This window comes from Clostridium pacaense (assembly GCF_020709765.2).
Lineage (GTDB): Bacteria > Bacillota > Clostridia > Lachnospirales > Lachnospiraceae > Enterocloster > Enterocloster hominis.
Genome location: NZ_JAJFEB020000005.1, coordinates 166,834 through 190,418, shown reverse-complemented (window position 1 = coordinate 190,418; position 23,585 = coordinate 166,834). Strand labels below are relative to the sequence as shown.

Below are 23,585 nucleotides of genomic sequence, written 5' to 3'. Positions count from 1 at the left end.
TAAAGGCAACAAAATGGTTTATTTAAACCGAAAAATGCAGGTATAAGAGGGGGAACACTATGCACAAAACGTTAAAATGGTGTCTGGTATTCGGAACAGCCTTACTGCTCGCCGCGGCCATGGTCACAGGGTGTGCAGGAGCAGGAAAAACAGGGGACGGGAAAGTGAAGCTTTCCTTCCAGATATGGGATACGGCCCAGAGGAACGGCATGGAGTCCGTTGCCAGGGCCTACATGGAACAGAATCCGGATGTGGTGATTGACGTCCAGGTGACCAGCTGGGATGAGTACTGGACCAAGCTGGATGCGGCGGCTGAATCCAACCAGCTGCCGGATATATTCTGGATGCATACTAACCAAATCCTTAAATATGCGGACTATGGAAAACTGGCGGACGTGACAGACCTTTATGATGAGGAGGACCCGGATTACTACACAAAACATTTTTCGGAAATCTCCCTGAACAATGCAAAGGGGTCGGACGGACGCATCTACGGGGTGCCGAAGGACAAGGATACGGTCTGCCTTGTATATAACAGGGAAATGTTTGACAATGCTGGACTTACATATCCGGATGAATCCTGGACATGGGATGACCTGACAGCGGCGTCCGCAGCAATTCATGACAGGACAGGAAAATACGGCTTCATGGCATATGCGGATGAGCAGCTGGGGTACTGGAATTTTGTGTACCAGGCAGGCGGCCATATCCTGAACCAGGATAAGACAAAAGCAGGTTTCACGGACCCGGCCACAAGAAAAGGCATGGAATTTTACATTAATTTACAAAAGGAGCCATGGTGCCCGGACCAGAAATATTTTGCAGAAACCAATCCCGGAACCGCCTTTATATCCGAACAGGGCGCCATGTACCTGGAAGGCAACTGGAACCTGATGTCCATGATGGAGAACAATAAGAACCTGGAAGGAAAGTGGGATGTGGCGGTGCTGCCCAAATGCCCGGATCCCTTAAACGGGGACGGCAGGGCAACCATTTCCAACGGCCTGTGTTATGCCACCGGGGCAAAGGGTAAGAAACTGGAATACGCGAAGGATTTCCTGAAATTCACCGGTTCTGAGGAAGGACAGAGGGTACAGGGGCTGTCAGGCGCAGCCATCCCGGCCTATGAGGGACTGGAGCACACCTGGGTACAGGCCTTCGACCAGTTTGATTATAAGCTGGATGTACAGAAATGCGTGGATATGTTCCCTTACGGGGTACAGAGTGTGAACAATGCATCAAGACCCAACTGGAAGACGCAGATTAATGATGCCCTGCTTAAGATATACAGCGGCGAGGTGAGCCTGGATGAGGGGCTTGCAGCCATGCAGAAGCTGGTAGACGAGGCAAAGGCGCCGTAACGGAAAGGGCATGATGCCCGGCACTGTTTACGGAAACTGTCTAAAAATGGAGGAAGCTATGGGAAAGAAACGTATTTTAACAGATGACGCAAAATGGGGCTACCTGCTGGTTGCGCCCACCATCATAGGACTGATTATATTAAATGTATATCCTTTCATCCAGACCCTGGTGCTGAGTTTTTCCACCACCCACCCCTTTGGGATTTATGAAGTCACGGGAATCCAGAATTATGAGCAGATGTTTGCAAGTAAGGAATTCTGGAAAGCAACATGGAACTCCATCTATTTCTGCATCCTGACCGTGCCTCTTGGCGTGTTCCTGTCCCTGCTTGCAGCCGTGCTGCTGAATGCAAAGATTAAGGGAAAATCCGCCTTCAGGGCCATCTACTTCCTTCCCATGGTAGTGGCCCCGGCAGCCATCGCAATGGTATGGAAATGGATCTTCAATGCGGAATACGGCATCATCAACCAGATAATCGGAACAAAGGTGAGCTGGCTTACCACGCCCGGCCTGGTGCTGCCTGCCTGCGCCGTGGTGGCTATCTGGAGCGCCATCGGATACGACGCCATCCTGCTGCTGTCCGGGATCCAGAACATTTCCAAAAGCTATTATGAGGCGGCCAGCCTGGACGGGGCCACGAAGATACAGCAGTTTTTCAAGATTACCCTGCCCATGGTCAGCCCTACCTTGTTTGTGGTATTAATCATGCGTCTGATGGCCTCCATCAAGGTTTACGACCTGATTTACATGATGGTGGACCAGACCAATCCGGCCCTGACCAGCGCCCAGTCCCTTATGTACCTGTTCTACCGGGAATCCTTTGTGGCAGGGAACAGGGGTTATGCTTCGGCAATCGTGATTTGGACCGTTGCATTAATCGGCATCATCACGGCCCTGCAGTTCTGGGGACAGAAAAAATGGGTCAACTATGAGGTTTAGGGTGTGCAGATGGCGGGGATGGGTTTTCAAACACGCCCCAGGAGATAAATAAGGAGGAGATTCCATGAAATCATACCAAGAAAGCCGTAAGATTAATACCATACTCGTATATGCCGTGCTGGGGGCAGGGGCCGTGCTGATGATATTCCCTTTTTTGTGGATGCTTCTTACCAGCTTTAAATCAGCCGGTGAAAGCGTGCAGATACCGCCCACGATCCTTCCGAAGGAATGGCTTGCAGAAAACTATAACAGGGCATTGATTGCCCTCCCTTTCGTAAAACTGTATACCAACACCGTCCTGCTGATTCTTTTCAGGGTAATCTGCGCAGTGGCATTCTCATCCGCAGCCGGGTTTGCATTTGCCAAGCTTAAGTTCAGGGGAAAGAACCTGCTGTTCTCACTGGTCATCATGCAGATGATGCTGCCATCACAGATATTCATCATCCCCCAGTATCAGATGCTGGCGAAGATGGGACTGACCAACACGATATTTGCACTGGTATTCCCAGGGCTGGTCAGCGCCTTCGGAACATTCTTCCTGCGCCAGGCTTACATGGGTATCCCCGATGAGCTGGGTGAAGCCGCCTACCTGGACGGATGCACCAAATGGCAGACATTTACAAGGGTAATGATGCCCCTGACCAAGGCTTCCATGGCAGCCCTGACCATCTTCACCGCAGTGTTTGCCTATGCCGACCTGATGTGGCCGCTGATTGCCAACACGGATATCAACATGATGACGCTGTCGGCAGGCCTTTCCACACTGAGGGGGCAGTTCACCACCAACTATCCGGTCCTGATGGCAGGTTCCATGCTGGCCATGATACCCATGGTCATCCTGTACCTGGTGTTCCAGAAGCAGTTCATTGAGGGCATTGCCATGACAGGCGGAAAATAGAACATTTAAAAGGAGACAGACAATGGCAATCCGTTACCAGGAAGAACAACAGCTATTCACCATACACACAAGACAATCGACCTATCAGATGAAGGTGGACCGCTTTGGGTACCTGCTGCATCTTTATTACGGGGACCGCTCAGAAGGCTCCATGGAATACCTTCTCACCTATGCGGACAGGGGATTTTCAGGAAATCCCTATGAGTCCGGCGGGGACAGGACCTATTCCCTGGACGTACTCCCCCAGGAATATCCGGTCCTTGGTACCGGGGATTACAGGAGCACGGCCTTGCAGGTAAGGCAGGCGGACGGTTCCATGAGCTGTGACCTGCGTTACCGCAGCCATGCCATAAAGCAGGGGAAATACAGTCTGCCGGGACTTCCGGCCATGTATCAGGAGGAAACGGGCGGCGCTGATAAGGCGGCGGCCGGGCAGCCTGCAGACGGCGGCGCGGACATGGATTGCGAAACATTGGAAATCGTCCTTGAGGACAGGGCCAGCGGGCTTATGGTGACATTATTATACGGGGTATTTCCAATCCACGATATCATAACCAGGGCTGTAAAGATTGAGAACATGGGAAATGGATCCCTGGCCCTTGAAAAGGTGCAGAGCGCGTGCCTGGATTTCCTTTACGGGGACTATGACTGGATACAGTTTTACGGCAGGCATGCCATGGAACGGAACTGGCAGAGGACAGAGGTATCCCATGGCGCCCATGTGATCGGAAGCAGGCGCGGGACCTCCAGCCACCAGTACAGCCCCTTTGTGATACTGGCTGAAAGGGATGCCACGGAGGATGCGGGGAAATGCTACGGCATGTCATTTGTCTATAGCGGAGCATTCAGGGCAGAGGTGGAAAAGGACCAGTTCGGCCAGACCAGGATGATGATGGGGCTTCAGGACGAGATGTTCTCCTATGGACTGGATCCGGGGGATACCTTCCTTGGGCCGGAGGTCATCATGAGTTACAGCGGAAGCGGGCTGTCCGCCCTGTCGCAGCATTTCCACAAAGCCATCCGCCGCAACCTGTGCAGGGGGAAATACAAGCTGGCCCCCAGACCGGTGCTGATTAACAGCTGGGAAGCGGCTTACTTTGACTTTACAGGGGAAACCATATATGAGACAGCCAGACAGGCCGGGGAACTGGGCGTGGAGCTGCTGGTGCTGGATGACGGCTGGTTTGGCAGACGGGACAGCGATACGTCGGGCCTTGGGGACTGGTCTGTCAATGAAGGCAAGCTGGGCGGCACCCTGGGCAGCCTGGTGGAGCGGGTGAACGGCCTGGGACTTAAGTTCGGGATATGGATTGAACCGGAAATGGTCTCCCTTGACAGCAATCTATACCGGGCCCATCCTGACTGGGCGTTTACCATTCCCGGAAGGAAGCCGGTGATGAGCCGGAGCCAGCTGGTACTGGATTTCTCCCGGGAGGAAGTGGTGGATTATGTGTTTGACAGCATCTGCCGGGTATTTGACAGCGCCAATATTGAATATGTGAAATGGGATATGAACCGCAGCATCACGGATGTATACTCTGCGGTGCAGGAACGGGACGGCGCTAACCTGCAAAATGGCGGGAATACACAGGATGGCGGGAACGTCCGGGCCGCCAGGACCGTGAACCCGGGAAAGGTCATGTACCACTACGTGCTGGGATTATACGATTTCCTGGAACGTCTTACAAAGCGGTATCCGGATATGCTGATTGAAGGATGCAGCGGCGGCGGCGGACGGTTTGACGCAGGTATGCTCTACTATACGCCCCAGATATGGTGCAGCGACAACACGGATGCCATTGACCGCATCCGTATCCAGTACGGCACATCCTTTGGTTTTCCCATATCATCCGTTGGCTCCCATGTATCTGCATGCCCCAACCACCAGACCGGAAGGCAGGTTTCCCTGGAAACCCGGGGCGTGGTGGCCATGGCGGGCAGCTTTGGGTACGAACTGGATCCGGGCGTACTGACGCAGGATGAGAAGGAATGCATCAGGAAACAGATTGAGGATTATCACAGGTATCAGGATTTAATCCACAACGGCGATTACTACAGGCTTGGCAATCCATTTAAGGAAATGCAGGCAGGGGCATGGATGTTTGTCAGGGAAGATAAAAGCGAGGCACTGGTGAATGCAGTGACCCTTGAGACACATGGCAACCCGCTTCCTGTGTACATACGGCTGAAAGGACTGGAACCTGGATGGAGCTACCGGGAAGGGTCCACGGGCCGCGTATATCCGGGGGCGGCCCTTATGTCCGCCGGGCTTCCGATACCTTATATGACCGATGAATACCAGTCATGGCAGGCGCATCTGGTAAAGGTGTGATTCCGGTATGGCGGGATAAGGCACGGCAGGAATGCGGGAACAGGAGAATTGAAGATGGCTGATAAAGCTGATAAAAATGGAGCGTATAAAGCAGAAGCGGGTAAATGTGTGACAGGTAAAAATACAGCGGGCCAACATGCGGCAGATAAAAACATAACAGGCCAACATACGGCAGATAAAAACATAACAGGCCAACATACGGCAGATAAAAACATAACAGGCCAACATGCGGCGGATAAAAACATAACAGGCCAACATGCGGCAGATAAAAACATAACAGGTCGGCATGCGGTAGATAAAAACACAGCAGACAAGCATACAGCAGACAAACATGCAGCAGACAGACCCATAGCAGGAAAAGCCGGATTAAAAATCCCCCCTTTCCAGAAACGCCTGGAGCGCCATCTGGATGAACTGAAATGGCTTTATATGGAGCTTTACGACAATCAGCAGATGTTTGAAGGGCTGTGCAGGGGAATGGAGCAGTTCTGCCAGGAGCGCAGGGACAGCCTTAAACGGCTGGACATGGAGCGGGAGAAGGATTCGGGATGGTTCAGGAAAAGCAGCATGCTTGGCATGATGATGTACACGGACCAGTTTGCAGGCACGTTAACAGGCGTGAAGGAGAAGATAGATTACATAGAAGGCTGTAATGTCAATTATCTACATCTGATGCCTTTGCTGGACACCCCCAGGGGCCGTTCAGACGGAGGATATGCGGTGTCGGATTTCAGGAAGGTAAGGGATGACCTTGGAACCATGGACGATTTGATGGCGCTGGCAGATGAGTGCCATAAACGGGGAATCAGCCTGTGCCTGGATTTTGTGATGAACCACACGTCCGAGGAACATGAATGGGCAAAGCGGGCCAGGGCAGGCGAAAAGGAGTACAGGGAACGGTACTTTTTCTATGACTCCTATGACATCCCCAGGCAATACGAACAGACCGTACCCCAGGTATTCCCCGCCACGGCGCCGGGCAACTTCACCTACCTTCCGGAAACAGGCAGCTACGTGATGACCAGCTTTTATCCCTATCAGTGGGATCTGAATTACAGGAATCCCGTGGTGTTTAACGAGATGATGTATAATTTCCTGTACCTGGCCAACTGCGGGATGGATGTCATACGGATAGATGCGGTGCCATATATCTGGAAAGAACTGGGAACAGACTGCCGGAACCTTCCCCAGGTCCACACCATTGTGCGCATGATGCGTATGATCGGCGAGATTGTGTGCCCCGGCGTACTGCTTCTGGGAGAAGTGGTCATGGAGCCGGAAAAGGTGGCGCCGTACTTTGGCACGGTGGAAAAACCTGAGTGCCATATGCTTTACAATGTAACCACCATGGCCACCCTGTGGCATTCGGTTGCCGCCAGGGACGCCAGGCTTTTAAAACGCCAGATGGAAACCATCAGCAGGCTGCCGGACACCTGTTCCTTCCTCAATTATCTCCGGTGCCATGACGATATTGGCTGGGGGCTGGATTATCCGCTTCTGGAATCCTGGGGCATGAAGCAGGTGCCACATAAGAAATACCTCAATGACTTCTTCACAGGAAAGATACCGGAAAGCTTCAGCCGGGGCGAACTGTACAACGAAGATCCTGTCACAGGCGATGCGCGGTTCTGCGGAACAACGGCCTCTATGTGCGGAGTGGAAAAGGCTGGTTTTGAAATGGACGATGAAGGCATGGAGCATGGAATCGGACGTATCCTGTGCCTCCATGGATTCCTCTTCTTCCTGTCCGGGATACCTGTTCTTTACAGCGGGGATGAGATAGGGCAGGTAAATGACTACACGTACAAGGAGGATCCTGAGAAAGCCGCTGATTCCCGCTATATCCACAGGGGAAAATTCCGGTGGGAACTGACAGGATACATAAAAGATGGAAATTCCGTGCAGGGACGGATATTTTCCGGGTTAAAACAGCTGGAGGAACTGCGCAGGGGCGAGGAACTCTTTGGTGCAGACGTAAGGTTCTCTGTCAGGGAAACCTGGGATGATTCCGTGCTGTGCCTGGTGCGGGAACGGGAACAGGGAAAGCTGGTAGGTATCTTTAATTTTCATGACTATGGGAAGATTGCCTGGATTGATGAGACAGACGGCATGTACCAGGATATGATGACCGGGGAAATGCTGCGGGCGTCCGCCGTAAAGGTGGACGGTCATGGATTCAGATGGTTAAAAAGAGCAGAGGCAGGGAGCTGATTGGAGGAAGGCGCCCTGCCTTTCTTTCCGCTGTCTTTTAATGCGCTGTTTTCTTGTATTATTGCAGGTATGACGATATAATGAAAAGGTAGTTGTGTACATAAAACCAGACCGGAGATAAACCATAAACCAGAGGGGGAAGATTGTATGGAACGCTGTCCATGGTGCCTTTGCAATGAAAAAATGACCAGATACCACGATGAGGAGTGGGGCATCCCCCTCCATGATGATTACAGGCAATTTGAATTTCTCATGATGGAGGTCATGCAGTGCGGCCTGAACTGGAACATGATGATTCAGAAACGGGAAATCTTCCGTCAGTGTTTTGACGGGTTTGACTATGATAAGGTGGCTGCTTACGGGGATAGGGACGTGGAGCGTATCCTTGTGGCGGAAGGAATAATCCGTTCCAGGCGAAAAGTGGAGGCCGTCATCCATAACGCCCGGCGTTTCCTGGAAATCAGGGAGGAATACGGCTCCTTCAGCCGGTATATATGGTCTTTTTCCAAGGGAAAGACCATCCTGTATGCGGGGCATCAGAAGGGCCGGATCCCGGCAAGCAACAAGCTGTCGGATGAGGTGAGCAGGGATTTAAAGAAGCGGGGATTCAAGTATATGGGTTCAATCACCGTGTACTCCCATCTGCAGGCCTGCGGGGTCATCAATGATCATGGGGAAGGCTGCTTCAGATACAGGGATATCATTGAGAATTACCCGACCGTCAGGAAGAGGGATGTACAGCAGGAGGCATAGGATTTCCATGGAGGGGAGGGAAGAGGCTTATGAAAATGCCTGAGGAAGGCATCCGCCCGGTCATGTTTGCTCCATGCGGAATGAACTGCATGGTCTGTTACAGGCACTGTTACCACAGGAAACCATGCGCAGGCTGCCTGGAAAGTGACTTGGGAAAGCCGGAACACTGCAGGGCCTGTGACATGAAAGACTGCGTCAAAGGAAAAGGATTATCCTACTGTTTTCAATGCCCTGAATATCCGTGTAGGCAGATCAGGAATCTTGAGAAAAGCTATAACAGGCGATACCAGGCAAGCCTTATGGAAAACAGCAGGCATGTTCAGGACCATGGCCTTGAATCCTTCATGGAAGAGCAGAAGAAAAGATATACATGTAAGCGGTGCAAAGGCATTATTTCCCTTCATGACAGGGAATGCAGTGAATGTCAGGAGAAGATGGAGTGGGGTGTGCAGATGGCGGGAATGAATTTTCAAACACACTATAAGGCCTGTCAGAGGGAAGTCCAGGGTAAATCAGAAGGCGGTGAAAGGAAAGATAATGGGGGGACATAGGATGCAAGACATGACATTAAGTCCGGAAATGAAGGAAACCGTGCGCAAGGCGCAGATTGACGAGGAGACCGGGGCCATTCTTTATGGATATCTGGGGAGGAAACAGAAGGATGAAAAAAACAGGAAGGTGTTCAGCCAGATGTCCTCGGATGAAAAGGCGCACGCAGCTGTATGGAAAGGAATCACAGGGGAAGATGTGGTCCCTAAAAGAAGCCATATCCTGTTCCTAAAGATACTGACCGTTATCTTCGGATTCACATTCGTGGTAAAGATGATGCAGAAGGATGAGCGGGTGGGACGGGAACGGTATGGAATGATGTGCCATGAACTGCCCCAGGCAGCCAGGATGCTGGAGGAGGAGCGGTCCCATGAGAATATACTATACAATATGCTGGATGAGGAACGCCTTCACTACGTGGGCGCCATGGTTTTGGGGCTGAATGACGCCTTGGTTGAACTTACGGGCGCCATTGCAGGCGTTACCTTTGCCCTTGCCAATACGCGCCTGGTAGCCATGACCGGAATCATAACGGGAATTTCCGCAACCCTGTCCATGGCGGCTTCCAACTATCTGGCGGAGCGGGCAGAGGGGAATGCAGAGGCGTTGAAGTCCAGTGCCTATACAGGGGCGGCATATCTGGTGACCGTGGCCCTGCTGGTGCTTCCCTATCTCTTGTTTCCGGCCCATATGTATGTTGCTGCATTTGCGGTAATGATTGTGACCGTCATGCTTATCATACTGTTTTTCAACTATTACATATCCGTGGCAAAGGAAGAGCCATTCCTCAGACGGTTTCTGGAAATGGCCCTGATATCTTTGTCAGTTGCTGTTATTTCGTTTATTATTGGCATACTGGCTAAGAATTTACTTGGAATCGATACACTGTAAACGCGCATCATTTCCAATATCCCTTAATATGTAAGTCCAATTGGGTTTTCATTCGTAAGATAATATACGGTTCCATCTGATTTAGAGAATAACAGGTCAAATTCACAGATGGCAGAATCAGACTCAAAATAGAATTCACCTTTTTCAGAAACATTGATGCTGCAGGAAACAGGAACAGCCTCCCCGGCGCCTGCTGTTTCATCGGCCAGTGTGACCAGCGTACCATCCTCATCCCTGTACATCAGCCGTATCTCCCCATCCAGTGGGGTTATGCTTCCGCTTACCGTAAGCCCGGTATCCGGCAGCTTTTCAAAACGGACCAGGCTCCGTGGATGGGTGTTCTGATAGATTGTACCGCTGATTTCATAATTTTTTTCATCCTCGGTTGTTGCAGCATGGAAATTGTGATACAGACTTCGGTTCAGGAATTCCCTAAGGTCTGATATGGATTGGCTGCCGCTAATGGATGCATGGGAAGCAGCATAGGCTCCCGTTGTAATCGCGCCGGCTGATAATAAGAGTGTCATGGCAAAAGCAGTGACAGCGGCAAACCTTGTTTTTTTCTTAAATGTCATAATTGCGCCCAACCTTTCTTTTAACAGTTCCTTGCCTTCAATCAGTGTCACGGAGGAGAGAGGCGCTTTACAGATGCCTCCGGCGCCTGTGGCATGGATCAGTGTATCACCGTAGACCCGTATCTTTTCCCTGTCCAGTTTCATGATGACCGCCTCGTCGCAGGCAAGTTCACAGGCCCGGCTGATTTCACGGCCCATCAGATGCACAAGTGGATTGAACCAATGCAGGCAGATTGTAAACTGGACCAGCCATTTGTAAACGGTATCCATCCGTCTTAAGTGGGTCAGTTCGTGGAGCAGGATGCAGTCAAATCCAGTCTCCTGCATGTCAGCCTCAGGGAGCACGATACAGGGATGGAAAAGGCCCATCAGAAGCGGGGAGGAAACAAGAGGATTAATGTACAGTTCCACAGGTTTCCTGATTCCGGCCTGTCCGCCAATCACTGCCATCCGGTCTAATATCCTTGTATCAGCAACCGCTTCCCCGCCAGCTTTTACGTAATCCCTGAAGTCCTGATAAGCTGTAATCTTCCGTGTCAGCAGGATTATTGCTGTCATGAGCCAGATAAGCCAGAGGTTTTGGGAGAGATGGGATAGAAGCTTTCCTGCTGTCAGGACAGCGGGGGATAAGCCTGTCCTGGATTTTGAGGTTTCATTTTCACGCCCTGTAACGCCCTTATCAACAGCGCCCTTATCAACAGCGCCCTTATCAGCGGCGCCCTTATCAGCGGAGCCATTATCGTCAGCCCTATTCTTCGCAGTATCATTCCATAAAGCGGCATCGTCCGTACTGTCATTGCCGGCACCATCCCCCATAGCGCCTCCAGCCAGCATCGACCCGGTCATCTGTTCCTCAACTAAGGCTGTCTCCGCCTGGATACCTGCCTGCCCGGCCTTTAAGAATAAGGGGTTCATGAGGCTTTCTTGCGGTGTGAATGGCAGGAGCAGACGGCTGATTACCACCAGCCAGATATAGTACTGCCAACGTCTGCCAAACCGGTTCCTGAACAAGGGTTTAAAGAGGAGCAGGGCGGTAATCAGTAAGGTCCCGGAAAGCGACATGGACAGGATGACTTTCCATATTCCATTCATCGGCTCTTGTTCCCCTCCTCCCAGAATTGCCTCAACTCCTCATAGTCCTCAGCTGTCAGCATATCCCTTTGGATTAATGTTGATACAAGTCCCTTTGCATTGCCCTCGTAGAATTTTTTAATCAGCTTTTCTGTCTGCAGCGCCTGGTAATCTGCCTCTGTAACCAGGGCGGCGTATTCGTTACGGCGGCCTATCTTATTTGTCTTTAAAAGCCCCTTTTCCACCAGACGGGACAGCAGGGTGATGACCGTGTTCTTTTGCCAGCGGCTGCCAGCCGCTGCAAGCTCATCCATGATTTGGGCATAAAGGACCCTGCCGCCCTTTGCCCAGATGATTCTCATCAGTTCTAATTCAGCATCAGATACCTGTTGGACCATTCGTTCCTTCCTCCTGTTAAAACTACAATGTGTAGTCTGAATATATGATAACACGATGTAGTCCATGTGTCAATACAGACAGAGCCATATCAGCACATATCATGGCTAGTGATCCTGTCCAATGGCCCTTAAACAGGTATCCAGCGCGGACTCCCCCTCAGGAGAGAGGATATCAGGCATTGTCCCATACTCCTGGCTGCCGGAACCATCGGGCAAAGCGCCGTACTCTGCTGCGTACTGAACGATAAGACCGCTGTTTGGAAGTATGATGGGCAGAGGGTCGCTTCCGATTCCCTCCCCGCCTGTCCTGGTTCCCACCAGCGTCATGAAGCCGGTTGCCTTGGAAAACATGGCTGCGTATTCGGACGAGGAAAAGACGGTATCGCTTACAAGCAGCCATAGTTTTCCTTTCAGCATTTTTTCTTTCCCCAAAGGTTCGGTTGTGTACTCTATTTCATGGAACAGATCCACATCGGACAGGTCATCCTGATTCATGAGGGGAAGTCCGGGGAATTCCGAAATAGGGCGGTAATCATTGAAATCCAGGAAAATCCCGTTATTTTCCCCGGCTTTTATCAGTTTATACGCGTTGTATTTCAGGGTGGTATCAATATTGGGGGATACAATCAGGTCATTGAAATAATTCATGGAACCGCCGCCATTATCCGTGAAATCGAATATCACGTTATCATAATCCTTCACGGTTCCATAAAAATCAAAGAGCTGTTTTTTATCCTCGCCGTAGACATTGGAGGGTAGAAGGGAATCGATTTTTATGTAGGCAATACGGCCTTCATCAATGATGCGTGTCTGGACATTATCGATGTGTGTCAGGACATTATCCGCCGCTGATTCCGTTCCTGTGTCCTGGGCTGTTTCAGCGGCATCGTAATATGCCATCACTTTGTTATAGGCAGGATCTGTTATGGCCTTCATTTTCCCGTAGTTTTCCACGGATTTATCATTGTTGTATGCTGCGGAGAATTTCTGCATGCGTTCCATTTCAGGATAATCCCTGGCAAGGCTTTTGTAGGAACTGGCGGAATCTTCATACCAGTAGGGATTGTCCAGCATCAGATGTCCGATCTGGTCATTGGTATTAATGAATGCATCCAGCTGCTGATAAAAGGCGATATCGGTTCCGCCCCTGCTGATTTCTTTTCTTGCTGTCCGGTATTTTTCCTCCAGATCCACATTCCGCATTCTCTTGAGAACATGGAAATAAGGATAATTATCCTTCAGGGTCTGATACAGGATATCCAGATCCTCCAGCTTCTGCTGCGTGGTCAGGTTAACCCAGTTTCCCTTTTTCAGTTTCTGAATCTCTTTTCGAAGCGATGGCGGCTGCTCACCGGTATCATCCACATCAGTCTGTCCATTGCCGGCAAATACGGTGGACGGACTGCTTATGATGACTGCCGCACATATTAAATAAAGCATACCCTGTTTCAAACCTGTCATTTTTTTCATCCCCGGTCCTCCTTTGACTTGTCAGGAATTACATTATTTACCAGTTCATTATACCATCCCTGTTCCATCCGGGCAAATTAAAATATACTGTCAGGTATTATGGCAGCCCTGCTCCGTATATAGTGGAAATCCAGCCGGACCTGTGCTATGATGAAACCAGTTTTAACAGACTGTAAGCCATCAGTATCAGGAGGATTATTTCCATGAACGGGGAAATGTATCAGATCTGCCGCATCACAGCGGCAGCTAAAAACGCGCTTAAGACAGGCGCATCCATACAATATGAGCCTTTGCCATATGAAAAATGCATCGGATTCCAGTTCCTGCCGGAAAAGAAGCTGTTTGGCACAAAGCAGGTAAAGGCCAAGGGGGTGGAGGAGTGGTATGTCCACTGCTGTAAGAAGGGCATGAGGGATATCAAGATGATGCTTCCCATCCAGGTCAAGGACAGGAATGTGCTGGGATTTTCCAACACGTCCCAGAGCGCCCTTGTCTGTTTTTGGGGGAACAGCCAGGTAAGCCTTTTCTTTCCAAGATGGGAGTTCGATTCCGCGCAAAAGGGCTGGGATATCCGGTACACGGAACAGGTCTGTAAGGACCTGTCCGGGATGAAGTTCCATTTTGGCGATAACACGGAGGATTTTAAAGCAATCCTGGAAAAGATAGGGCGGTTTGCCCGAGAAATTGACTGCGGTAATTTTGCGGATATATTCGAAACATCCCTGTCGTACCTGCAGGGGGCTTCACTTCCGGAACATAGGACCGGACAGATTCCCCTCCCTCAGATTCCGGAAAGCCATCTGCCCCTCTTCCAGGCTGCCAGCCGGGCGGATGTGTTCGGCGCCATGGGTTCGTGGAATGATTCCCCGCCCTACATGGCCCATGAAAAAGGGATGGACGAAGAATATGGAACCTTGTCTGACGGACTCCTGAGACAGCTCCGCCTGGCAGTTCTCTATGCAGTCAACGGATGGTAAATACAAAAAAACAGAGAAGGGCAGCAGACCCCTAAAATAGCCGGATGAAATCCGCAGGTAAATGCCATATTAAACCTATATGGTCCTGCCTGCAGATGAACCCGGCTTTTTTGTGCTGTTTTCAGGGAAATGCAGGCAGCGGGAAGGAGCAGGACATATGAATTATGATGCGGTGGCCAGGGACATCCTGACCCTGGCAGGCGGACCCGGGAATGTGGAGAATCTTACACACTGCTTTACCAGGCTTAGGTTTGAACTGTCGGACAGGACGAAAGCAGACAAAGAAAAGCTTGCGCAGGTGGAGGGCGTGGTTTCCGTGGTGGAACGGGGCGGACAGCTGCAGGTGGTGATTGGGACAAAAGTGGAACATGTCTATGAGGCGGTATGCAGGCAGATGGAGGCGGGAAAGATATCGTCAGAAAGGGCGTCAGCAGGAGAAATATCGGCAGGAAAGACATCGGCGGGAAAGATATCGGCAGGAAAGACACCAGCCGCCAATAAGGACATCCAGGCAGGCGCCAGGCAGGGTACCTCTGTATGGAACCGCATCCTGATATCCATATCCGCCATGTTCACCCCCATGGTGCCTGCTATTGCAGCCTCCGGGCTCTTAAAAGGATTCCTGACCATTGCCAGGATTACTGCCTCCGGCCGCGGAGTGGACATTACGGGGAATGAGACTTACATCATCCTGATGGCTGCCACGGATGCAATCTTTTATTTCATGCCGATCATCCTTGCCTATACCAGCGCAAAGGTATTTCATGCCAATGAATTCGTTGCCATGGCATTGGGCGGCACCATGTGCTATCCGGCCATACTGGAACTGATGACGGGCGGGGCGGCGGTCAGGATGTTTGGCATCGCACTTACAAAGGCCAACTATACGTCCTCGGTCATCCCCATCATCATTGGGGTATTCATACTGTCCTATGTGGAACGGTTCCTGACCAGGGTCATTCCTGAGATATTGAAAATCATCCTGGTGCCGGGCATTTCCCTGCTGGTCATGGTGCCTGCCGTCTATCTGGTATTTGGCCCGGTGGGCATTTACATTGGAAATGCAATCAATTACGTGTATACGGGCATGATGGCCTTAAGCCCGGCCCTATGCGGGGCTTTCATCGGCGGGATGTGGTGTGTGTTCGTCATATTCGGCGCCCACCGCGCCCTGGTCCCCATTGGGATTAATGATGTGGCGCGGTTTGGACGGCAGAACCTGCTGGCATTTGCAGGGGCGGCTAACTTCTCCCAGGGAGGCGCTGCCCTGGGGGTGATGCTGAGGACAAAGGACAGGAACCTGAAAGCAATTGCCGCCTCCGCCTCCCTGACCGCCTGGGTGTGCGGGATTACGGAGCCTGCGATTTATGGCTGCAACTTACGGCTAAAGAAGCCCATGGTATGCGCCGTTATCTGCGGGGCGGCGGGAGGGGCGGTCATGGGGATTGGCGGCGTGTATGGGGATGCATTTGCAAATAATGGCGTGCTTACGCTGGCAACCTATGGGGCATTCGGAATGAGGAATTTCCTCTTTTATCTGCTGGGAATCAGTATTTCCTTTTTTGGGTCGGCATTGCTGACCTGGGTGTTTGGGTTTGAGGAATTGGATGAAGGGGAGAATAGAGGATGAGGAGAATAGAGGATGAGGAGAATAGAGGATGAGGAGAATAGAGGATGAGGAGAATGGAGGATGAGGAGAATGGAGGATGAGGACGATGGAGGATGAAGACAATAGGGGATGAGAACAATGAAAAGGAGGATTCCATGAGTAAAAAAGGCACGGATGAAACAGCAGGTTCCGTCAGACGACCAACCCTATTCCCGGAACATTTCCTCTGGGGCGCATCCTCCTCCGCATTCCAGATAGAGGGCGGATGGGATGAGGGGAAGAAAGGCATGACCGTGGCGGATTACAATTCCTTCCGGCGTTCCGGCATCCAGGCAGATACCAGGACGGCCAGTGATTTTTATCACCGCTGGAGGGAGGATATCGGGCTGATGAAGGAACTGGGGCTTAAGATATACCGTTTTTCCATGTCCTGGGCCAGGATCATACCGGATGGGAACGGGGATGTGAACCAGGAAGGAATCAGGTTCTACCACCAGGTCATTGACTGTCTTTTGGAACAGGGCATTCAACCCTTTGTGACCCTGTATCACTTTGACCTTCCCTATGCCCTGGTGGAAAAGTACAATGGCTGGGAATCCAGGGAATGTGTGGCTGCCTTTGAGCGGTATGCCGGAATCGTATTCCGTGAATTTGGTGACAAGGTAGTGTATTGGCAAGTCCACAATGAGCAGAACCTGATGGTCAGGGTGGATGAACGGATGAATATCAAGGCCGGGGATGCGTGGGAGTGCGACCGCCTCAGGGCGCAGATGGATTATCACATGTTCCTGGCCCATGCCCTTGCCGTAAAGGCGTGCCATGAATTGGTTCCCGGGGGAAGGATAGGCCCGGCGGTTTCCTCCACCTGCACCTATCCCCTGACCAACCGGCCGGAGGACGTGTGGGCTGCCAGGATGAATGACTGGTTCAAGACGGATTATTGTCTGGACATGTACTATGATGGTGAATATCCGGGATATTATATGAGGTATTTAGAGGAGCGGGGCATTGTGCCAAAGACGGGGGCTGGGGACAGGGAGATACTGATGGGCACGCGGATGGATTATATTGCTGTCAACTATTACAGGACGCTCTGCGTTTCATATCTTCCGGCAACCGGGGGGCATGTGCCTGGGGAACGGTCATTTCCAGTCAACGAGGTGGATTTTGACCAGTATGGATATTTCCGGCATGTTAAGAATGAATATCTGGAAACCAGCGCATACGGTGCGCAGATTGACCCCATGGGGCTCAGGACGGTGCTCAATCTGTACTACCGCAGATACAGGCTTCCCCTCATTGTCACGGAAAATGGTCTTGGGGCCGGGGACGTGCTCATGGAAAACGGCAAGGTCCACGATTACTACAGGATAGACTATCTCAGACAGCATATTGAGGCATGTTCCCAGGCCATTGGGGACGGCGTGGATCTGTTCGGATATTCCCCCTGGTCTTTTATGGACCTGCTCAGTTCCCATCAGGGCTTCCGGAAACGGTATGGTTTTGTGTATGTGAACCGGGATGAACATGACTTAAAGGACCTGGCGCGCATTAAAAAGGACAGCTTTTACTGGTACCGCAGGGTAATTGAGACCAATGGGAGGGAACTGTGACCGGGAGTTGTAACCGGGAGCTGTAATCGGGAACTGTGACCGGGAGCTGACCAGCCTGTCTGAAGGCCGCAAATGGAGTGGTATGGACTGGGATTATATGGTAGAATAGACTGTATGATTGAAGCTGATGCACTGAATCATCCGGTGGGTCAGAAGAAGAAAAAATCGGGGAGGAATATCCGTGAAGCTGAAGGTCAACATCAAAAAGATAGGAAAAAGCAAACACCAGGTCCAGGAAGCCGTATATGAGATTCCCGGACATCCGGGGAACGTCAGGGAACTGATAGAAGCCATGACCACTGCATGTGTGGCGCTCTATAACCAGAGGATGGATGATAAGGAGCTGCTGCGCTGCCTGACCAGCGATGAGATCAATGACCAGGCAGCTTCCGGCAAGGTGGGCTTTGGCGTGAATTACGGGGACAGGAAGGCTGACCTGGAATCGGCGGTGGATCATGCAATCCAGTCCTTTGAGGACGGTATATACAGGATTTTCCTGGATGACAGGGCGCTTGAACAACTGGAAGAGAAGATATTGCTGACAGAAGGGAGCAGCCTTACATTTGTCAGGCTGACCATGCTGGCGGGAAGGATGTGGTGAGATGGCTGATTATGATTACAACACCAGAAGGAAGATTACGGAGCTGAGGGACAGGAAGCTGGATGCCAGGACCGGGAAACTCAAGGGGGATGAGAAGAAGCTGGCAGAGGAGATAAAGTCCTTAAGCAGGGGATACAGGAACGGTAATATCCCGATGGTTGACAGTGCAGTAAGTGAGTATTACGCTGCCGATGATAAAAGGCCCAGCCAGTGGTTTGAAAAGAAGGGGCTGATACTGCAAAAAAGGGTTCATGGAGGGATTCTGGACGCGTTTGTGCCAAAGGATTACCAGGATTCCTATCTCTACATCATTGATAAACTGAATCGGTTCCCCTATTCCACGGGATATTGCCGCAGGACGGTGCGTACACGGGGGTACGGGCCGCAGATGCGCCGTGCCATTGGGCTTCTTAATACATATGAACGGATCTTCTACTGCGGCGGGGACATCAGCCGCCTGATGTTAAGACAGCTGGAGCCGGAGATGCTGGACTACATAAAGTCGGAGTCCTGTTTCATGAATGGATTTGACCTGGTATATGCAGCTGAAATCGACCGTGGGAACCAGAAGGTCATAGATACCCTGAAGGAACTAATCCTCAGCGATAATAACACGGCTTACCTGGACCGCCAGATGATACTTGGAATCCTCCGCTCAGATAACGAAGGGCTTCATAAGCTGCTGGCAGACCTTTTAGTGGCCGCAAAGTTACAGGAAGGCCTGCGCCAGGCCATCTGCGAGTCCATGGATGAAGGTACCATCCCCGCATTCCTGCTTCTCCTGAAGGTCATAGAGGACAATGACCTGATCCGCTTTGCCTCTGTTAAGCGGGCAGTATCCACCTGGATCGGTATATTTGACGAGAACAGCGCGGACCGCATAAGCGGTAAGCTTCTGGGGCTTATGGGAAGCTGTCTGAGGGACAGCAAGTTCTGCGACGGACAGCTTAAATCCAATGATTCCATTGCCATCAGCGTGGCATTGTGGGCAAAGGGGTTCTGGGAAATATATGATGCCATGGATACCATGAAGGCGCTCATTGACCATGGCACGAAACCGCAGAAGCTGGCCGCTTCGTATTACAACCAGTCCCTGCAGGATGACAATTATAAAAGCATGGTGGCGAAAAAAGTGCTCCTGGAACAGGGGGAGGACCTGGAACTGGCTGCCTGCTTCATGCCTGCATTTACCTGCAGGTTTCACAGTGATTTATCCAGGATGTTCACGGACCGGACCTTTTACGGGCGGGAGCTGCTGACGCCCAGGAAACCCGTGCCGGATGATATTTATGGGAGCAGGGAAGAAGCAGGGGCACTGTATGCCGTGTTCCTGGATATTTATAAAAGGATGCCAAATAAGGGACTGGTTTATGACCCCTGCATCTTTCCGTGGTATAAGGTGGAATTAAGTCCGGGAATGGTCCTTGGACAGCTGGCCCTCCTGGCGTATATCCTGCAGGACGAGGAGAAGATTACATACATGGCAGGCCTTTTAGGGGAAATCACCAGCCAGGGCGGGTATTCCTGCAGGAGCCAGCTCATCAACCTTCTCCTGTATGAACCAGGGAACCGGAAGCAGAGGGAAATCCTTCTGGGATACGTGGGCAATGCAGAAGAATACACAGCCCAAAGGGCTTATGCAATCGTAATGAAACTGAAGCTTGAGGAAGCGGACTATATGATTCTGGAGGATATGCTGCGGTATAAGCGCAGCGGGCTGAGGGGAAGGCTGATCGACCTATTGATGGAACAGGACGATGCACGGTTAAAGGCTTCGGTGACCCGTCTTCTGTCTGACAAAAGGGAAGAAAAGCGCACGGCCGCCCTGGACATGATGATGCGCCTGAGCAGGATGAAGGATAAGGATAAACTGTACCAGGAAGTGAGGGAACTGCCCCTTGCCATAAAAGCGCCCACGGACAAGGAAAAAATCCTCATAGAGGAACTGACAGGCAGTGCAGGGACCAAGGCAGATATATCCCGGGAGAACGGCTATGGTCTGTACGACCCTGCCGCCAGCGCGGCGCTTCCTATGGGAACCCCGGACCCTCAGGTACTGGAACAGTGCCTTCCCCTTAAGGAAAAGGATGTCATCCTCATCCTTAAGAAGCTGGACAGCCTGGTTGGACAGTATAGGGACTATGAGTACCTTGACAGGAGCGGCGAGGCACAGCTTCTCGGGAACGGATACCATTTCTTAAAGGATGCAAAGGACTATTCCTATCATCTGGAGAATTACCCCCTGGCAAAGGAATTCAGGGAATTCTATGAAAATGAAATCAAAAGCCATGAGGTCCTGATGGAGATGGAAGCCCTGCTTTTCATCCAAGGCCATGCGTATGATGCAGGAGCCGTATTCTACCGCGCCGTTTGGGGAAAGCCCCCGTTTAAGCCGGAACCCCTGTCCCTGGTATACATGGACCAGGTCAGGTCCATACGCCTGAACTACAGGACGGATTATCTGGACAGGGCCAGCCTGTTTAAGGAGAGCCTGGCAGTCATCCAGGCCCTGTCTGCAGTGGTAAACCAGAAGAACAAGAAGGTCACATACCAGTACAGGGGATGGAACAATAGTATGTATGACACTTCCTGCTATATGAACCGCCTGCCTCTTCTTGACCGTTACTTTGAGGGCCTTAAGTACTGGCAGACAGACCAGGAATTCAGGCTGGCATTTGAAACAGCATATGGTTTTGAGTTAAAATGCCGTGACACCTCAGATACCGGCCAGTTCCTCACAGACCGCCGGGAGCCAATGACACCCATTGGCATGTCCTGGTTCATGAAGGCGTACCTCATGTCCATGATTCCCATGGATATCCTCATAAAGGCAGTATTCGAATACCTGGATACCACCAGGAACCTTCAGGTGCTGACCCAGTTCGTCCACGGTGAATGCGCCATGACGAGGAACAGGTGGAACACAATCCAGTTCTTTGGCGAGGCATATTATAACCAGATACAGGAAAAGGGCAATGCCTACATGCTGGAGCACACGCAAGAAGGCCGTCTCTGCAAGGAGATTTATGACAAAATCGTGCCTCAGATGGTGGATGTGGAGCTGCGCCGCGGGGACAGCGAAACCTGTTATTCCAGGTTCATGGGAGGAATCACCTATATCTGCGGGGCACGGTACCTGGTCCGTATCCTCATGGCCCTGGGAAAGGACACGCTGGACCGGAATTCCTATTATGGCTGGTATGGAGGCAGCCGGATATATACCAAGAAGGAAGTGCTCAGCGGGCTTTTAAAATCCTGTTATCCGGCAGAAGACGATACGCCAGAGACCCTGGGACAGCTACTGAAGGAAACGGAAATCAAGGAAAGCCGCCTGGTGGAGGTGGCCATGTATGCGCCCCAGTGGATTGATATCATAGAAGGATATCTTGGCTGGAAGGGATTAAAAAGCGGATGCTATTATTTCATGGCCCATATGGATGAGAATTTCGATGACAGGAAGAAGGCCATTTTTGCAAAATACACCCCCTTAAGCCCGGAGGAACTTCAGAACGGCGCATTCGATGTCAACTGGTTCAGGGAAGCCTACGGCCAGCTGGGAGAGGAGCATTTCAGCCTGCTTTATGATGCGGCTAAGTATATTTCAGACGGACAGAAGCATTCCAGGGCCAGGAAGTACGCGGACGCCGCTGCCGGACGGGTGGGTGTGGAGGAACTGAAAAATGAGATAGGGGCCAGGCGCAACAAGGACCTGCTGATGAGTCTGGGGCTTGTTCCCTTTGGGGAAGACGGGAACCGGGACATGGTAGACCGCTACCAGTATATCCAGCAGTTCCTGAAGGAAAGCCGCCAGTTCGGGGCGCAGAGACGGGCCAGCGAGACAAAGGCGGCGGAGACAGCCCTGACCAACTTAAGCGTGAACGCGGGATTTGAGGATGTGACCCGGCTGACCCTTAACATGGAAACACGGCTCATGGAACAGTTCAGGGAATACATGGAATGGAGACAGGTGGACGATGTACTGGTGAAACTGGAAATCAGGGAGGACGGGAAGAGTGAAATCCTTTGCCGCAAGGCCGCGGCGCCAGGAACTGATACAGGTAAGTCCGCCGTCACGGGACCTGGCCCGGGCAAGGCCCTGAAATCCATCCCCTCCAGGCTGGGTAAGGATGCATATGTGATGGAACTCAAGGCCGTCCACAAAAAGCTGAAGGACCAGTATTCCAGGACCAGGAAAATGATGGAGGAATCCATGGAAAGCCAGACCCTATTCACCGTGGATGAGGTGTCCATGCTTTATGCAAACCCGGTGGTCAGGGCCATATTGGCGCCGCTTGTGTTTGTGTCCGGTGGCAAGCTGGGATTCATGGAAATGCAGGAACATGCGGCACAGGGCCAGCCGGGGAATATAAGCCCCTGCCTGGTGTCCTATGATGGGACACGTACGCCGCTGAAGGGAACAGACCTGCTGCGGATTGCCCATCCCCTGGATTTATACCGCCAGGGAGTATGGCATGGATACCAGAAATATCTGTTTGACAACTGCGTCAGACAGCCCTTTAAGCAGGTATTCAGGGAACTGTACGTGAAACTGCCCGAGGAACAGGGGCAGAAATACTCCAGGATGTTTGCAGGCAACCAGATCCAGCCTCAGAAGACCGTGGCTGTGCTGCGTGGAAGGCGCTGGATAGCGGATTACGAGGAAGGGCTTCAGAAGGTCTATTATAAAGAGGACATCATAGCCAGGATATATGCGCTGGCCGACTGGTTCTCGCCCAGTGATGTGGAAGCGCCCACCCTGGAGTGGGTGGAGTTCTCGGACCGGAAAACCTTTGAATCCCTTGAGATTGACAAGGTGCCGGACCTTATATACAGCGAGGTCATGAGGGATGTGGACCTGGCGGTCAGCGTGGCCCATGCAGGCGGCGTGGACCCGGAAACCAGCCATTCCACCATAGAGATGCGCAGGGCAATCGTGGAATTCAACCTGCCGCTCTTTGGCATTTCCAATGTCACATTAAAGGACAGCCATGCAATGATAAAAGGCGCCAGGGGAGAGTACACGGTCCATCTGGGCAGCGGCGTGATCCACCAGGCAGGCGGGGCCATGCTCAACATCCTTCCGGTCCACAGCCAGTCCAGGGGCAGGCTCTTCCTTCCGTTTGTGGATGAGGACCCCAAGACAGCGGAAATCATGTCCAAGATCGTGCTTCTGGCAGAAGACAGGAAGATAAAGGACCCATCCATATTGGAGCAGATTGTCTGAAAACAGTGCACAACGGATTGCTATAATTTGCCAGCAGGAATGCGGGAAAATGTCGAAATATGTCTTGACTATATCATGTCAATACTATAAACTTTAATACATAGTATTGAAT

General features: G+C 51.6%; 16 protein-coding genes. 13 read left to right on the top strand and 3 right to left on the bottom strand.

Annotation, left to right across the window (positions count from 1 at the left end; translation table 11 throughout):
- Positions 1-59: 59 nt before the first annotated feature.
- The 8 genes from LK536_RS40800 to LK536_RS40765 all read left to right on the top strand — a co-directional run bounded on the left by LK536_RS40800 (position 60) and on the right by LK536_RS40765 (position 9,935).
- A complete protein-coding gene (locus LK536_RS40800; RefSeq protein ID WP_227795953.1) occupies positions 60-1,361 on the top strand; it encodes an ABC transporter substrate-binding protein in 1,302 nt (433 codons plus the stop codon).
- A gap of 58 nt (positions 1,362-1,419) precedes the next feature.
- The gene (locus LK536_RS40795) at positions 1,420-2,301 is read left to right on the top strand and encodes a carbohydrate ABC transporter permease (RefSeq protein WP_040379531.1); all 882 of its coding nucleotides are present in this window, start codon (positions 1,420-1,422) and stop codon (positions 2,299-2,301) included.
- 64 nt (positions 2,302-2,365) lie between these two features.
- Positions 2,366-3,199 (top strand): carbohydrate ABC transporter permease, encoded by an 834-nt coding sequence (locus tag LK536_RS40790; protein WP_008716975.1) that lies wholly within the window; start codon positions 2,366-2,368, stop codon positions 3,197-3,199.
- A gap of 22 nt (positions 3,200-3,221) precedes the next feature.
- Positions 3,222-5,531: an alpha-galactosidase gene (locus tag LK536_RS40785; protein ID WP_227795954.1), complete on the top strand. Its 2,310-nt coding sequence runs from the start codon at positions 3,222-3,224 to the stop codon at positions 5,529-5,531.
- Positions 5,532-5,960: 429 nt separating this feature from the next.
- Positions 5,961-7,742 carry an alpha-amylase family glycosyl hydrolase gene (locus LK536_RS40780; protein WP_506092129.1) on the top strand — a complete coding sequence of 594 codons (1,782 nt, stop codon included), beginning with the start codon at positions 5,961-5,963 and terminating at the stop codon, positions 7,740-7,742.
- Between the two features lie 147 nt (positions 7,743-7,889).
- The gene (locus LK536_RS40775; protein WP_227795956.1) at positions 7,890-8,495 is read left to right on the top strand and encodes a DNA-3-methyladenine glycosylase I; all 606 of its coding nucleotides are present in this window, start codon (positions 7,890-7,892) and stop codon (positions 8,493-8,495) included.
- A gap of 29 nt (positions 8,496-8,524) precedes the next feature.
- Positions 8,525-9,046 carry a DUF3795 domain-containing protein gene (locus LK536_RS40770; protein ID WP_331472167.1) on the top strand — a complete coding sequence of 174 codons (522 nt, stop codon included), beginning with the start codon at positions 8,525-8,527 and terminating at the stop codon, positions 9,044-9,046.
- Between the two features lie 10 nt (positions 9,047-9,056).
- Positions 9,057-9,935 carry a VIT1/CCC1 transporter family protein gene (locus LK536_RS40765; RefSeq protein ID WP_227795957.1) on the top strand — a complete coding sequence of 293 codons (879 nt, stop codon included), beginning with the start codon at positions 9,057-9,059 and terminating at the stop codon, positions 9,933-9,935.
- 23 nt (positions 9,936-9,958) lie between these two features.
- Here the strand turns inward: LK536_RS40765 and LK536_RS40760 are convergent, their stop codons facing one another.
- From LK536_RS40760 to LK536_RS40750, 3 genes are all read right to left on the bottom strand, one after another.
- Positions 9,959-11,602, bottom strand: a complete 1,644-nt coding sequence (locus LK536_RS40760; RefSeq protein WP_227795958.1) for a M56 family metallopeptidase — start codon at positions 11,600-11,602, stop codon at positions 9,959-9,961.
- A complete protein-coding gene (locus LK536_RS40755; RefSeq protein WP_227795959.1) occupies positions 11,599-11,979 on the bottom strand; it encodes a BlaI/MecI/CopY family transcriptional regulator in 381 nt (126 codons plus the stop codon). Before LK536_RS40755 ends, LK536_RS40760 begins: the two co-directional genes overlap by 4 nt.
- Positions 11,980-12,084: 105 nt before the next feature.
- Positions 12,085-13,449, bottom strand: a complete 1,365-nt coding sequence (locus LK536_RS40750; RefSeq protein WP_227795960.1) for a S41 family peptidase — start codon at positions 13,447-13,449, stop codon at positions 12,085-12,087.
- 203 nt (positions 13,450-13,652) lie between these two features.
- Between LK536_RS40750 and LK536_RS40745 the strand changes: the two genes are divergently transcribed.
- The 5 genes from LK536_RS40745 to LK536_RS40725 all read left to right on the top strand — a co-directional run bounded on the left by LK536_RS40745 (position 13,653) and on the right by LK536_RS40725 (position 23,473).
- On the top strand, positions 13,653-14,426 hold the full coding sequence (locus LK536_RS40745) for a hypothetical protein (protein ID WP_227795961.1): 774 nt from the start codon (positions 13,653-13,655) through the stop codon (positions 14,424-14,426).
- A gap of 157 nt (positions 14,427-14,583) precedes the next feature.
- Complete coding sequence (locus LK536_RS40740) at positions 14,584-16,056, top strand: PTS transporter subunit EIIC (RefSeq protein WP_227795962.1); 1,473 nt, start codon at positions 14,584-14,586, stop codon at positions 16,054-16,056.
- Positions 16,057-16,148: 92 nt separating this feature from the next.
- On the top strand, positions 16,149-17,648 hold the full coding sequence (locus LK536_RS40735) for a glycoside hydrolase family 1 protein (RefSeq protein WP_331472168.1): 1,500 nt from the start codon (positions 16,149-16,151) through the stop codon (positions 17,646-17,648).
- Between the two features lie 181 nt (positions 17,649-17,829).
- Positions 17,830-18,249, top strand: coding sequence for a hypothetical protein (locus LK536_RS40730; protein WP_008716955.1), 420 nt, complete (start codon positions 17,830-17,832; stop codon positions 18,247-18,249).
- Between the two features lies 1 nt (position 18,250).
- Positions 18,251-23,473, top strand: coding sequence for a DUF4132 domain-containing protein (locus tag LK536_RS40725; RefSeq protein ID WP_227795963.1), 5,223 nt, complete (start codon positions 18,251-18,253; stop codon positions 23,471-23,473).
- The last annotated feature ends 112 nt before the right edge of the window (positions 23,474-23,585 follow it).